The sequence below is a fragment of the Pseudomonas sp. S1(2024) genome, assembly GCF_046557535.1.
The window spans coordinates 23,205-37,256 of record NZ_JBKGFP010000037.1; the positions used below are offsets into that span (position 1 = coordinate 23,205).

General features: G+C 49.1%; 10 protein-coding genes. 8 read left to right on the top strand and 2 right to left on the bottom strand.

Annotated elements, in window-relative coordinates; genetic code table 11:
• The first annotated feature begins 26 nt into the window (after positions 1–26).
• The 3 genes from ACLCGK_RS10700 to ACLCGK_RS10710 all read left to right on the top strand — a co-directional run bounded on the left by ACLCGK_RS10700 (position 27) and on the right by ACLCGK_RS10710 (position 3,806).
• Positions 27–1,286 (top strand): hypothetical protein, encoded by a 1,260-nt coding sequence (locus tag ACLCGK_RS10700; RefSeq protein WP_410951973.1) that lies wholly within the window; start codon positions 27–29, stop codon positions 1,284–1,286.
• 79 nt (positions 1,287–1,365) lie between these two features.
• On the top strand, positions 1,366–2,292 hold the full coding sequence (locus ACLCGK_RS10705; RefSeq protein ID WP_410951974.1) for a galactosyltransferase-related protein: 927 nt from the start codon (positions 1,366–1,368) through the stop codon (positions 2,290–2,292).
• Positions 2,289–3,806 carry a stealth conserved region 3 domain-containing protein gene (locus ACLCGK_RS10710; RefSeq protein WP_410951975.1) on the top strand — a complete coding sequence of 506 codons (1,518 nt, stop codon included), beginning with the start codon at positions 2,289–2,291 and terminating at the stop codon, positions 3,804–3,806. Before ACLCGK_RS10705 ends, ACLCGK_RS10710 begins: the two co-directional genes overlap by 4 nt.
• A 38-nt stretch (positions 3,807–3,844) precedes the next feature.
• Here ACLCGK_RS10710 and ACLCGK_RS10715 read toward each other — a convergent pair whose 3' ends face one another.
• Entirely contained in the window at positions 3,845–5,365 is a 1,521-nt protein-coding gene (locus ACLCGK_RS10715; protein ID WP_410951976.1) for a glycosyltransferase family 2 protein, read from the bottom strand.
• A 44-nt stretch (positions 5,366–5,409) separates the two neighbouring features.
• On the opposite strand from ACLCGK_RS10715, the gene galU reads away from it, so the two are divergent.
• Positions 5,410–6,246 (top strand): UTP--glucose-1-phosphate uridylyltransferase GalU, encoded by an 837-nt coding sequence (galU, locus tag ACLCGK_RS10720; protein ID WP_410951977.1) that lies wholly within the window; start codon positions 5,410–5,412, stop codon positions 6,244–6,246.
• A gap of 298 nt (positions 6,247–6,544) precedes the next feature.
• Here the strand turns inward: galU and ACLCGK_RS10725 are convergent, their stop codons facing one another.
• Positions 6,545–7,480 (bottom strand): SIS domain-containing protein, encoded by a 936-nt coding sequence (locus ACLCGK_RS10725; RefSeq protein WP_410951978.1) that lies wholly within the window; start codon positions 7,478–7,480, stop codon positions 6,545–6,547.
• A 1,401-nt stretch (positions 7,481–8,881) separates the two neighbouring features.
• Between ACLCGK_RS10725 and ACLCGK_RS10730 the strand changes: the two genes are divergently transcribed.
• The 4 genes from ACLCGK_RS10730 (at position 8,882) to ACLCGK_RS10745 (ending at position 14,047) form a co-directional block, all read left to right on the top strand.
• Entirely contained in the window at positions 8,882–9,811 is a 930-nt protein-coding gene (locus ACLCGK_RS10730; RefSeq protein ID WP_410951979.1) for a phosphotransferase family protein, read from the top strand.
• 185 nt (positions 9,812–9,996) lie between these two features.
• Entirely contained in the window at positions 9,997–12,018 is a 2,022-nt protein-coding gene (locus ACLCGK_RS10735; RefSeq protein WP_410951980.1) for a capsular polysaccharide biosynthesis protein, read from the top strand.
• Complete coding sequence (locus tag ACLCGK_RS10740) at positions 11,958–13,274, top strand: capsule biosynthesis protein (RefSeq protein ID WP_410951981.1); 1,317 nt, start codon at positions 11,958–11,960, stop codon at positions 13,272–13,274. Before ACLCGK_RS10735 ends, ACLCGK_RS10740 begins: the two co-directional genes overlap by 61 nt.
• Positions 13,271–14,047 (top strand): SDR family NAD(P)-dependent oxidoreductase, encoded by a 777-nt coding sequence (locus tag ACLCGK_RS10745; protein ID WP_280045013.1) that lies wholly within the window; start codon positions 13,271–13,273, stop codon positions 14,045–14,047. The genes ACLCGK_RS10740 and ACLCGK_RS10745 overlap by 4 nt, the downstream gene beginning before the upstream one ends.
• Positions 14,048–14,052: the final 5 nt, after the last annotated feature.

The following is a 14,052-nucleotide window of genomic DNA, read 5'->3' on the forward strand; positions in this document are numbered from 1 at the left end:
AACTGCTAGGCTTGAGGATTTGGAAATTGAAAGAACTTGAATTTAAATATAAAGACCTATCTGTAAAATACAAATTCAAACCCCGCAAACATGACATCCGCCATTTAATTGTGGTTTTTTCGGGCTTTGGTGCAGTCTCCGAGTTCACTTACGATTTTGAGAATGCACTCCAAGACTGTCCAGCCAACGTACTGTGGATAAAAGATGACTTCGGCGACCACTGCTCCTACTACATACTGAAAGACAATGATTTGGGCCCCGAACATGCGGTCCAGGGACTCATCAACCACACCCTGCAGTCATTGGAATTAGATAAGACCCAATGCACACTTGCAGGTTTCTCGAAAGGAGGAAGTGCTGCACTTTATCACGGATTGAAATACAACTTTAAAAATATTGTATCCACCGTACCCCAAATGAATATTGCCAGCTACGTTATTAACAACTGGCCGCAGACCGCTTCAAACATGTTCGGTTCGCATATAGCCGATGCAACGCTCGGATTTGACGACGAACTTCCAAACCTATTAAAATTTGACTGCAATCTCAACAAAAACATTTATCTTCTTACTTCCGAGGCCGACATTCAATACCCTACTGAGATAGAGCCTTTCAAGGGTGAGTTCTTAAAGTATGATAACTTCAACTTCTTTCTGAGTCGCTCAGTACTGGTCCGTGCTCACAACCAGGTCACGGGCCATCACTCATCACTTTTAATTAGCATTTTTTACTCCCTGGCCAACAACACCGCACCTAGATATGGCTACTGCGAACTATCCGGCGACCAAATAGACGAATCAAGAAAGACCGAAATTGGCAAACCTATCGTATATCTGAAGACTTTTACCATCAAAAATTCAAGACTGTTCCTCGATGGAGCAGGTGTTTTAAAACATGTACCTTCGGACAATTGGAAAGACGTGAAGTTTCAACTAGTTCTCACGGACTCCGAAGCATCCAAAACACTTCGAATAGATCTCGCAAAAGACCATAGACCTTCGCTAACACGAGAGTATTACTCTGAGTCTTTCACGAGCTATGACAAATCTTGGTTCTGCACCATGAAACACGAAGGTATTGATCTTAGTACTATTCCACAGGGAAAGTACCAATGCTCTCTACGAATCATCATGTCCGGCCACGATTGTACGATTCCACTTTGCACCCAAACAAAATCTGCTCTTAACGACGTGAGTGGCTCTGCACAGGCTCTATGTTCACCTGAAGGTGTTTTTTTGCAGATGGCAAATTTATCTTCAATAACTCAAGAAAGCGTCGTTAACTGAAATGCGAAGAGTTAATATTCTGGGATCGACAACAATAATACTCCCTGTTGATCTGGGATGTCGGCCGGTTGACATAATTTTGAAAGCCCTCCGAATTTGCCGTGAGGGTCAAAAATATGGCTGGGAAATAGTCATTGGCTTAGCAATCAGAAATATATGGCCCGAAAAAATCTTCAAGAAAATCATCGGTAAATTCCCAAATACCTCAATAGTCGAAACCGTTCATACAGGCCCAGTGAACAACGCTCGCCTTAGAAATATCGCATGCAAAATAACGGAAAGTGAATATCTAATTTTTTTAGATATAGACATATGGCCAGATCAAAATCTTTTCTTTAAATACAAAAATAAAATTGAGAAGGATGAACTTGATTTTGTCTTTATACCGTGCATGTATTTATCTCAGTATGGTTCAAAACGACTGATATCAGAACGTGACCCCAAGTCCTTAATTGACCGATACTTTAACTTTTCAAGAAAAGAGTTCCTGCATTTAGCCAACCCCTCTTCAGTTACCATAATGCGAAGCCGAGACTTCTCATCGCTAGGTGGCTTTGATGAGCGGTTTGAAGGTCATGGCTATGAAGACTTTGACTTTATGCTAAGGCTGGCATGCCTTTATAATAGCATCAAAGAGTGTGGCAACATTTTAGATGCTGGCACAGCGAGATCTCCGCTCTTCCCAACAGGATTTAGACGGGCATTAGGACGACTGTGCTTACCTTTGCTTCTAGATAAAGACATGGCATTTCACCTTTATCACGACACTCCAAAACAATCGACATATTATGCTGCGCGTACCGGGAACCTAGAGAGGTTCTTGACACAGCATCAACACCTCACATCTTCACACCCTGAGTCCTCAACATTAATCGAAGATTTTCTTGGCCTATGCAGATTAAATGATCTTGACTACAAAGATTATTCGGCACTGTTTGAGAACAAACCAGGACATATTGATCGCTTTGACACTTTCAAGCGCCGTTTGAGATTTTTGCTAAAATGACTAAAAAACAAGTGAAATACAAAAAGTTACGAAAGTTTTTCCGTGATCCGAACTTGTTTTTCTACGACATGTTCAGAAAACGTGTATTTCAAAATTCGCCTCAAACCGCAGTCAGAACTTCCCTTCCGAGTGCCAACCGCAATAACGTTGACTTGATGGAGGTGAATCGCCTTGGATTGAAAGCATACCTTCGCGAAAGTCTTAAAGCCGGCATTGGAGCTGAAGATGGCAGCGACCCAAATAGCCTTGTGCTGTGGAGCGGTTATCTCAACGGGCTTATTAACTTCATCTCTGGAATCAAAGAGGCTACGCCGACCGACGTTTGCATTTATACGCTTGGGGGTAGCGTTAGCATTCAGTCTCCAGCAAAGTCCAAATTGAACATTGCTGAGGTCTCGTCGTCGCTAAATGCCAGACCAAACTTTGTCGTAGAGTTTTCCAATGATTTCGGGCTTTCAGAGATCATACAATTCTATCTTTATGACCTTGACCCCGCAGGTATGGCGAATGTCCGCTCAAGCAAGGCCTATGTTAAGCGCTTCGCCGTAAAGGACCTCGATAGCATTTATGGCGGAAGAAGCCCAAAAAGCTCGGATAAAATCGACGCAGTTTATACTTGGGTAAATCACGTAGACCCAATCTGGCAAGCCTTATGGAGAGAATCATTCCCCGAAGCAGCGTTCGACCCCGATCGTTACACGAATAATGACGAGCTTAAGTTTTCTCTTAGATCACTGCATAAGTACGCCCCATGGCTGAATAATATCTACATAGTTTCGAACTGCGGAAAACCAGATTGGCTTGCAGATGATCCACGCATCATATGGGTTGATCACCAAGATATTTTCCCAGATTCCACTGTGCTACCTACATTCAATTCACATGCTATTGAGGCGTCTCTACATCTAATACCAGGCTTAAGCGAAAAATTCATATATTTGAATGACGACTTTGTGCTATCGCAACCATGCCTACCAAGCGACTTTTTTGACGAGGTTGGTCGTTCGCTCTCATATTTTGAACCCTATGGCATGGTTACCGAGCACATTGATTCTGAGAGCCCCGATTACCTAATCGCGGCCAGCAACGTTTGCAAACTTTTAAAGCCAGATTTTCCTAGTTACACACCTCGTACACTACATAGGCATGTACCTTACGCGCTGCGGAAATCTGTCCTCAAAGAACTAGAGCAGCGGTATACCAGCGCATTCGTTTCTACGCGAGCAGCGAAAACGCGTAGCGCTGACGACATTAATCTGACCTCATTCCTTTATCATCATTTCGCTTATATAACCGGAGCCGCAGTTCGGGCTGATGCAAGCGGAATTATTGCTCGCCCAAACAACATTGACACAATCAATACCAAAGCCTCGTATAAATATAAATTTATTTGCTTTAACGACGGGAATGGAAGCTCGGAAGATCAAAAATACAAGAAGGTCGTAAATGACTTCTTTGGCATCAGGCTTGCAAAACGAGCCCCGTGGGAAAGAGCCACGAGTACTAGAGCTTAGGTTTCAGTGCGACTGGAAACCCAGTCGCACGACTCTTTTTAGACGCCTAGTTTTGAAAGGTAGGGAGATCTCTTCGAGTCGAATACCATCCTCCTAAACTCATCGTCTTCTTTAGATAATTCGAATACGAACGCATCACTATCTTTAGTCAAAGCATAAGAGCTGAGTGCTATAAAAAAGTTTGCAAATTTCTTGTTCTTCGCAAACTTCACACGCCGACAAATTTCTGCAACTTCATGAACTGTTTCCTCATTTAACGCGAGCAGTGCGTAAGCAAAAATGTGCTCTTCTGCGCTACCCATAAACTTCGAAAGCCACTTTAAGCTTAACATTGGCGCAGGATAATCCGCAGGCGTAATCACTTTAGAGTGACTTGCACCCACCAGTGATAACTCAAAGGACTTTCCATACGTATTTCTCCACTTATTTTTATAAGTGAAAATATGCAAATTATCAGAAACCCTAGCACTATATGCATATGCTTCTGACAACTCACCCACAATCCTAACAGCCTGTGACTTGTCAGACTTTAAGTTTTTGATTGCACCGAAGATCCAGTCTCCATTTATGGAAACAACTTCAATCGAAGCATCATTGCATGCAATTTGAACATTAGAAAGTTTAGATCTCAGCAATTCAATATTTGCTTTAACTTCTGGAGCTCTCGTCGCAGCTTGATCATTCACAACTGATAAGCCACTATACTTTTCATACTCTTGTACATTCTTTAGCTCAATTTTTGCTCTATCAGCTTTAGGTTGAGCCCTTCGCTTAAGCCACTCCTCTTTCGATTTTGTATAGTAGTGATGAATCCTGGCACATCCCATCTCAGGTTTCTTCAGCTTAATTGGCATCTTCTGGTCCCATTGAGCAACACTCAGGGTGTTATCCAGATAAACACCATTCAACAAATCACAAATATGAGTCCTCATATTATAAGTATTTTTCGGTGCAAACAGCGTCTTCACCGATCTCGCAACTGAACCTTCACACTTTCTAAATCGTTCAACTACCAAGCCCGGCCGTTCTTGCTCCTCGCCACCGGAGCCAAACATCAACCACGGGAACGCAATTGCACCAACCTGATCATGGAGAGCCTCAGCTTGAGCAATCAAGGTTTTAACATCACCTTGGTCAATAACTAGAAATTCATCTAGGTCACAGACCAATACGTAATCAAAATTGTGCGCATATTGGTTGATGAAGTGTCCATATGCATCGCGCTGCGGGGGAATACCCTCTTTTCGCGGCCAGTGCACGCGTTGTATTTCGCCCACCGCATCTAAAGCAACCAACAACTCAGACGTACCGTCATCGCTTACATTATCATAGATAAAAACATCATCGAAACCGATGGCTTTATAGTATGAGACCCACTCTTCAACATATGCTCGTTCGTTTCTGCAGATAGCACAAACAGCTACTTTTTTTCCGCTTTCAACCATCATCAACTCCATATGCAGGGCACAGTTCATGTGCCCATTATACATGAGAACCCCTTCATTTAGGTCAAAATCATGGCTGGCAATATTTTTAGTTGATGGAAAAGCACTGAGCACGTAACATCTGCCTGCATGTTATGATCTTGCGAACAAGGATTTTTATGATCAAGAAATGTTTGTTTCCGGCGGCTGGCTATGGTACACGCTTCCTCCCTGCAACCAAAGCTATGCCTAAGGAGATGTTGCCGGTAGTAAACAAACCCCTAATTCAATATGGCGTCGAAGAAGCACTGGATGCTTGCTTGCACGAAATTTCCATCGTAACTGGCCGCGGCAAGCGCGCGTTAGAGGACCACTTCGACATCAGCTATGAACTGGAAAACCAAATCAAGGGAACAGATAAAGAAAAATATCTCGTCGGTATACGACGGCTGCTTGACGAGTGCTCTTTCTCTTACACCCGCCAAACGGAAATGAAAGGCCTAGGCCATGCCATCCTCACAGGGAGACCGCTTATAGGCGATGAGCCATTCGCTGTTGTGCTAGCGGACGATCTGTGCGTGAACCCAGATGGCGACGGAGTTTTAACCCAGATGGTTAAGCTCTACAAGCAATTCAGGTGCTCAATCGTTGCAATTCAAGAAGTAGATCCACAAGAGACCAACAAGTACGGCGTAATAGCTGGAGATATGATTCGAGAGGATATCTTTCGCGTTACGAACATGGTTGAGAAGCCAAAACCCGAAGATGCACCATCTAACTTGGCGATCATTGGCCGCTACATTCTCACCCCGGACATTTTCGACATTATCCAAAATACTGAACCGGGCAAAGGAGGCGAAATTCAAATTACCGATGCCTTAATGAAGCAAGCGCAAAATGGTTGCGTAATTGCTTATAAATTTAAAGGCTCTCGATTTGATTGCGGCGGCGCGGAAGGATATATCGAGGCAACAAATTTTTGCTTCGAGAACTACTACAAAGCTGGCAAATCATAACTTATTTTAGAGGACCACGATGCATGGCCTTCATCACACCAGCCAAGCGTAAACCTTAATAGTCTTGCTCTTGTTTTAAATGCATATACCACCCCAGCCCTGAACATATAATCACCATTACGGGGACACATATAGCAAAAAGCAGCATAAATTTTACCCACAAATTAGCAACCCATCACTAGTACTGATCACAGAACTAATCATAGGTCTCCAATTATTTCAATTTGGGTGTCGGCAGCTAACCGATCATCGGAAAGCTGCCATGCCGCATGATGGATCCCGCTCGATACTCATGCAATCAGTCGAAAATTTCCACGATTCCGGTGATTTCTTCCGTGATGGCATCTCTCACAGCTAATGCGCGCACCTTATTTTCATGCATGTAAGCTTCGGCTTCAGACATCAATGCATCAGACGCAATTTCATGGGGCGTCGCAGTCATAAAATTGTAAACTTCTTTATTCACTACATCTGGATTTTCAAGTAACGCTCGACGCAAATCACCGTCTGTCACAATCCCTACCAACTGGCCTTCATCACTAACAAGCGTAAGCCCTAATCGGCTTTGTGTCATGACAAGTAAGCAATCGTGAAAACTAGTATTTGAAGTGACGAAAGGCGCGGGGCTATGCATTACGTCTGCAACACGAGTCAGAAGCTTCCGCCCTAAGCTACCACCTGGGTGGTAGCGCGCGAAATCCATAGGCTTAAACTGAATTGCGTCAATGAGCGCTACCGCAAGAGCATCACCCATAGCCATAGTTGCCATTGTAGAAGTTGTCGGCGCCAAATTATTCGGGCAAACCTCACGTTCGACCGATATATCCAGCCAAATATCAGCATGCTGGGCAAGGGTCGAATTCTTATTACCTGTCATCGCTATGAAGCGATTCCCAAATGACTTCAAACTCGGAATCAGCTTGATCAATTCTTCAGTCTCACCGCTATAGCTGATGAGAATCAGAATATCAATGGATTTAAGCATACCAAGATCGCCATGGAATGCTTCAGCTGGATGCATGAAAAAACTAGGAGTGCCAGTGGATGCAAAGGTGGCGACCATCTTTTTCCCAATAAGCCCCGACTTCCCCATTCCACACACAACAGTCCGGCCTTTACATCCGAGAATGAGTTCGACGGCGCGCTGAAATTCACCATCAAGGCGGTCAGCCAACTGATTAACGGCTTGGGCTTGGGCGATTAATGCTTCTTTGGCTATCGTTAGGTGGTTCATTTTCGTCCTGCGCGACTGTACATTTTTAGAAAGCTTGAATGGTAAAGTTTTTGCGCTGATGAAGCAAAGGGCAACTGTAAAGACTTGCCTGCAAATCTGACTCACGGATGGAAAACCATACCTCACCTGCACGGAGGAGCACGCGATGGGGAAATTCAGTCAAAGAAAGCTACCCAGTCAGTCCCCCATCCTCCCTCCGGAGCCACTGGAGATCCCGTTTGGACAGACTGACACAAAGCACATAACTTTGCCTCGCTTTACACTCAAATATCATGCGTCTTAGGGAATATAGTATCTCCGAAAAATATCATTTCAGTGTATCGTGCCGTCTCACAAGCCCCTTGCGAAGCACGGAGGCACCATTCGAGATGATTGAGCAACAATAACTATCGAAGGCGTAGAGATTTTGTACATGCGCAAGCCTGCGCGGTACGACACCAATCATTCTTGTGACTGTATTTCCCATTTTCAGCGGCAATGGCAAGCCGACATATAACTATCACAACATCTCCTCTGAATATCTCGCCGAAGTAATTTGGATAGCAGATAGTTTTCAAGGCGAAGAGAGCTATTTCCTTGCTTCAAAGGCCAATTTAACATTGAAAAAGCGATTTTCAAATTCATTTCAATGGTAATGAAGGAGCTTGACCTCGATACCTCGGACTGCACCTTGCTACGCATCTCAAAGGGAGGCAGCGCAGCAATGCACTATGGATTCAAGTACAATTTCGGCAACATTGTTGCTTCACCCCCCCCGTTTCATATCGGGAGTTACGCCGAAGCAGATTGGCGGTATATTCTTAAGCATATGACGAGCGGACTACCTGTGCTTTCCGAGATACTCAGGGAACGCTTGACTGCATGATTACTGACGCCATATCCACATCTCTCCGCAATAATAATGTATACCTCATAACTTCGCTCGCTGACATTCAATATTCAGGATCTATCCACTGCAAATACTTAACTCCCTAATCTTCTAAAATATATCCCTTGACCACATTGGCGAGAACAACTCAAATACCACGCATCTAACATTCAGTATTTTTAACTTTTCAACCCGCGCTTGGGCTATATCTCTAACCAAACCCAACCAGGGCAAAACTTCATAACCACAACCCTCACCCTGCTCCTGTCAAAAAATATTTTCATCATCCTTTTAACTTAACGATCAGCTATTCACACTCACCTCTTATCGAAAATTTTCATTGTACCCGACGTTCATATAGCGCAGCATATGACTTAGTAACGGCTACAGAACGGACACACGGCTCAGCCCAATTGGACGCTATGACTACTCCTATTCTCACTTCGGCGCCTCGCAAAAAGCTATTCCTCTGGAGGCACTCCTCGCTGGAGGACACCCTTCGCTCCTTAGTACCGCAGTGGAGGGAGCAGTCTTTGATCATCACTACTGAAAGCTTGGCGTCCAATGCGTCGTTCGTGAAATACGTTAGGCACCACTGCGTAGCCGCTTCAAAAGATACAAAATCCGTGGAAATCGTCGAAAAAACGATCAAAAAATGGGCTTTTCTTAGCAGCCAAGAGGCACGTTTCCATAGGTTAGAAGGAATGCTGAAGGGAACTACTCTGTTCCACCACCCCGAATGCATTGGCGTAGTAGAAACACCTTGGGAGAGCCGTATCTTCACGACATTTGTACGTGGCAAACCACCACGAATGCATGCAATCGCAAGCCAGCTAGCACGAGCCATAGCAGAACAAGAGGTACTCAGCCACGACTACCTGTCCCACAATCCATGGAGGCAAGCGCCACTAATCTGGAGCATGGACTTTTTCCGCCCCTGGTTCCTTCTACGCCCTCGATTTAACTTTTCCCGCTGCCTATCTGAACTCGAACAGCTGGGGCTGGAAGATAAACGCTTCGCCGGTCTTGGCAAAGCTTTCAAGAGTTTCGTATCAGTCATAAGCCGCCTTGCGCACCAAGCGCAGCGCAGCCCACATTGCATCTGCCACATGGACTACTTACGCAAAAACCTCTTCGTCGCCAATGGGCAGTTGCACCTGATTGACTGGAGCGAGGTCAAGGTAGGGCGCATTGGCTTCGACGGCGGCTCCTACCTGGGAAGCCTATTCCGACGAAAGGAAATGGCGCTTTTCCTGTCAGCGCAGAAGGATTTCAGCGAAGCTTACCGCAGCGCGCTACCCGAGAAATTCAACCCTGATGAAGCTGCTCGGAACCAGCATTATGTGTTCCTTTTGACAGCGCTTTACCACTGCCTGCGTCCCGAAACCATTCAAGAGTACCGCGAGCGAGATCGCATGCCTCTGCTGCTGGAGAAGTACAAGTATCTCCTCAGCCTGCTGTGAACAGATATCATTTTGATGCCATCCCCTGAGATCTAGCCGGATCCGTTGCGTTCCACCGGAAAAAAACCCAATAAAGCCATCCAAAAAACTTGAATCTGTATTAAGATTCGCCGCTTCAAATTGCCCACTGGATCCTTGGCCTTCTGCCCTTCGCTACCCTGGTAACGGAACGCAGCTACACGTTTATGGATGACGTTTTACCTCGCCAACGCCTGTTGATCCTGTCCAAAGGGGCTCAGCAGATCAGAACTTTGCCTGCGCTGCTGCCGGATTTCGAGCTGCAGAACGGCGTCGTGGCTGACGTTTCGGAAGCTGATTGGGTAATGGCTTGGGGCCGCAAACCGAGCGCGTACGTGGCTATGGCCGCTGCGCACAAAGCCGGAAAGCGGGTGCTGACCATCGAAGATGGGTTTCTGCGTTCAGTCGGCCTGGGTGCCGACGAACCGCCACTGTCTCTGATTGTCGATGATGTCGGGGTCTACTACGACGCTCGCCAACCGTCCCGGCTGGAGCGGTTGATCGCTGAGCGTCTCACTCAAGAGCAGCAAGCACGAGCCATGGCGCTCCAAGTACTCTGGCAAGAGCAGCGAGTGTCAAAATACAACGATTCGCGCATTGAAGTGCCAACTCTTCCTACGGACTGCGTGCTCGTGGCAGACCAAACTTTCGGCGACGCATCGTTGCAAGGCGCGACAGCTGACGATTTCATGGCCATGCTCAATGAAGCCTTGGACCGTTACCCAACCAGCACTATTCTCCTCAAGGTCCACCCTGACGTGATTGCAGGGCGTAAGTCGGGGCACTACGATCTGGCTACAGTAGCAAAGCTTCCGCGGGTGGAGGTTCTGACTCAGAACCTCCACCCCGCCGAGCTTTTACCGCGCATGCGCGCGGTATACGTAATGACTTCGCAGCTAGGCTTCGACGCATTGCTGTGGGGGATAAAGGTACATACCTGGGGCATGCCTTTTTATGCCGGATGGGGGCTGACGGATGATCGACTACCCGCCCCTTCGCGCCGCTCGCCGATTAGTCTTGCCCAGTTGATCCACGCAAGCTTGGTGCGCTACCCACGCTACATCTGCCCAGAACGGGGCGAACCGAGTACCCCGGAATCATTGATCAAGTGGCTAGGCCTGCAACGCCACCACCGCAGCCTGATGCCAGCATTGGTACAAGTGTGCGGTTTTAGCCGCTGGAAAGAGCCATTAGCCAAACTGTTCTTCAACGGCAGTGCGATCCGCTTCGTCAAACCCAAGAAGCGTGTGTCTGCGTCGATGCCTGTCATTACTTGGGGCTGCAAACTTGATTCTGAGCTGCTCGGCCACCCCCAACAGATCCATCGTGTTGAAGATGGTTTTTTGCGCTCTGTCGGCCTAGGCGCTGGTAAGGCTCGGCCACTGTCGTGGGTGGTCGATGATCTCGGCATTTATTACGACGCCACACGCCCATCGCGCTTGGAGCAAATACTCGCCAACAATACGTTTGACACCGAATTGTTGATGCGAGCACAAGCGCTGCGCCTGGAGATCTGCAACGCGGGGCTGACCAAATACAACCTGCCGGGCACGCCCTGGCAACGGCCAGCAGATGCAGAAAAGGTAATTCTCGTCACCGGCCAAGTCGAGGGTGATGCTTCGATTCGCTTCGGTGGCACAAGCATTCTCAGCAACCTGCAGTTGCTGCGTGCAGTACGCGAACGTAATCCGCAGGCTTGGGTGCTGTACAAGCCGCATCCAGAAGTACTAGCAGGTACACGTGCAAGCGGCAGCGACGAAGCGCAAACGGTGCACTGGTGCGACGAAGTGATCGGCGACACGCCCCTGCATCAACTGTTGGCGGTGGTCGATGAAGTACATGTGCTCACTTCACAGTCGGGCTTCGAGGCACTGCTGCGTGGAGTGCCGGTTACCACCTATGGCCAGCCATTCTATGCCGGTTGGGGACTAACGATGGACAACGAGCTGGATGCTCAAGTGCGAAGTCGACGCTGTCGAACGTTGACGCTGGATGAACTGGTAGCGGCGACGCTCCTGCTTTATCCCACCTACGTCAGCCTAGTCACCAATCGTTTTACCACCGCAGAACAGACTCTTTACGAATTACAACACTGGCATGCATTACCGCAGCCCGGAGCAACTTCCAGATGGCAGGATTTGAAACGACGGTTGAGCAGTTTGCTGGGCAGGAAGCGCCCGGCAGCCTGATTCTCGAGCCGACGCGTCGGCCACTACGGGGGATTCCGCGTAATAGTTTTCTGTTTCTTCAGGGTGTCAGTTCGCCCTTTTTCAATCGACTGGCCAAAGGCCTTCGTTCGATTGACCAGCGGGTGCACAGCATAAGCTTCAACGTAGGTGACGTGCTCTACGGTTCAGGCTCACGACGACGCTGCGGCCAGCGGACGGCTGACCTGGAAGGCTACTACGCTCAGATTTTCCGCGACCTGAACATCACCGACCTTGTCCTGTTCGGCGACTGCCGCCCCGTGCACCGCACCGCGATCACACTCGCCCGCCTGCAAGGCATTCGCGTGCACGTATTCGAGGAAGGCTACTTCCGCCCGTACTGGGTCACCCTGGAGCGCGACGGCGTCAACAACAACTCGCGCTTGCCACGGGACCCGGAGTGGTACCGTGAAGTTGGCAAATACATTCCACGTTACCAAAATGGAAAACCGTTTAAACTTTCATTCACCCGCCGTGCAGCCCACGATGTGATGTATCACGTAGGTGGGGCGCTGAACGCGTTGATTTACCCTAAGTACCAGACCCACGCGCCCTTCAACGCCGCAGTGGAGTACGCCGGCTTTATTCGCCAAGGCCTACGCCTGCTCCGCGCCCGCAGCCGCGATGATGCTCTGGTCGCTGATGTCACCCGTGAGCGCCAGCCCACCTACCTGCTGCCCTTGCAGCTGGACAGCGATGCGCAGATCCGCGATCACTCGCCATTCGACAACATGACCCAGGTCATCGAGCACGTGATCGACTCGTTCTCGCTGAATGCCCCATTCAATGCCCGCCTGCTGATCAAGAACCACCCGTTGACGCCGGGCCTGGTCAATTATCGGCGCGTCACCGAGGCGCTTGCCCGTGAATACGATGTAGCTGACCGGGTCGAGTTCATGGAGAGCGGGCATATGCCAACCCTGCTTTCGCACATCAATGGCATGATTACCGTCAACAGCACTGCCGGGGCTTCAGCGTTGCTGCATGGGCGCCCGACCATCGCCTTGGCCGACCCTATCTACGCCATGCCCGGCCTTACCCATCAAGGCAGCCTGGCTGACTTCTGGCACACTCCAGACATGCCGGACATCAAGCTCTTCCACCGCTTCCGCAACACCGTCATCCACACCACCCAGGTCAACGGCGGCTTCTACACCGCCTGTGGCATGGACATGGCCGTGGCCAACTGCCTGGAAGTGCTGATGGCGAAAACCTCAAGAATCGAAAAATACCTATGAGTTCGCATGCCTCTCCCCGCTGCATCCTCATCACCGGCGCCACGGGCGGTATCGGCGGCGCGTTGGCGCCGGCCTATGCGGCCCCGGGCGTAACCCTGATCCTGCAAGGCCGGCGCCACGAGCGCCTGGCCGAAATGGCCGAGCAGTGCCGCGCCCTGGGTGCCCAGGTGCTGCTCGAAGCCCTCGATGTGCGCGACCTGGACGCCCTGCGGGCGATGGTGCGGCGGGTCAGCGAGCAGCATCAGCCGGACCTGGTACTGGTCGGTGCCGGGCTGAACACGGCAGTGGGCGCCAATGGCGAAGCAGAAGTCTGGGACGATAGCCGCGCCCTGATGGAAGTGAACGTGCTGGCCGCCCTGGCCACCGTCGAGGCTGCCTTGCCGGCCATGCGCAGCCGTGGCAATGGGCAGATCGCCCTGTTCAGCTCGCTGGCGGGTTGGCGCGGCTTGCCGGTAACGCCTACCTACAGCGCCAGCAAGGCTGCCATCCGCGTGTATGGCGAGGCCATCCGCGACTGGCTGGCGCCGGAAGGGGTGAAAGTGAATGTGATTGTGCCGGGGTATGTGGAGTCGAAGATGTGCTTCGAAATGCCCGGGCCAAAACCGTTTTTGTGGACCGCCGAAAAAGCGGCCCGGCGCATCAAGCGCGGGCTGGCGGCGAACCAGGCACGTATCAGTTTTCCGTTCCCGCTCAACCTGGGCACCTGGCTGCTGGGGCTTATCCCGCAGTGGCTTTCTTCGATGATCCTGCGTGGGCTGAAGTACAGTGATTGAAGTTT

Bases quoted from the DNA above. Each gene is read 5' to 3' on its own strand.
- ACLCGK_RS10710 (WP_410951975.1), top strand. From the start codon at position 2,289: ATGACTAAAAAACAAGTGAAATACAAAAAGTTACGAAAGTTTTTCCGT.
- galU (WP_410951977.1), top strand. From the start codon at position 5,410: ATGATCAAGAAATGTTTGTTTCCGGCGGCTGGCTATGGTACACGCTTC.
- ACLCGK_RS10725 (WP_410951978.1), bottom strand. From the start codon at position 7,480: ATGAACCACCTAACGATAGCCAAAGAAGCATTAATCGCCCAAGCCCAA.
- ACLCGK_RS10735 (WP_410951980.1), top strand. From the start codon at position 9,997: ATGGATGACGTTTTACCTCGCCAACGCCTGTTGATCCTGTCCAAAGGG.
- ACLCGK_RS10740 (WP_410951981.1), top strand. From the start codon at position 11,958: ATGGCAGGATTTGAAACGACGGTTGAGCAGTTTGCTGGGCAGGAAGCG.
- ACLCGK_RS10745 (WP_280045013.1), top strand. From the start codon at position 13,271: ATGAGTTCGCATGCCTCTCCCCGCTGCATCCTCATCACCGGCGCCACG.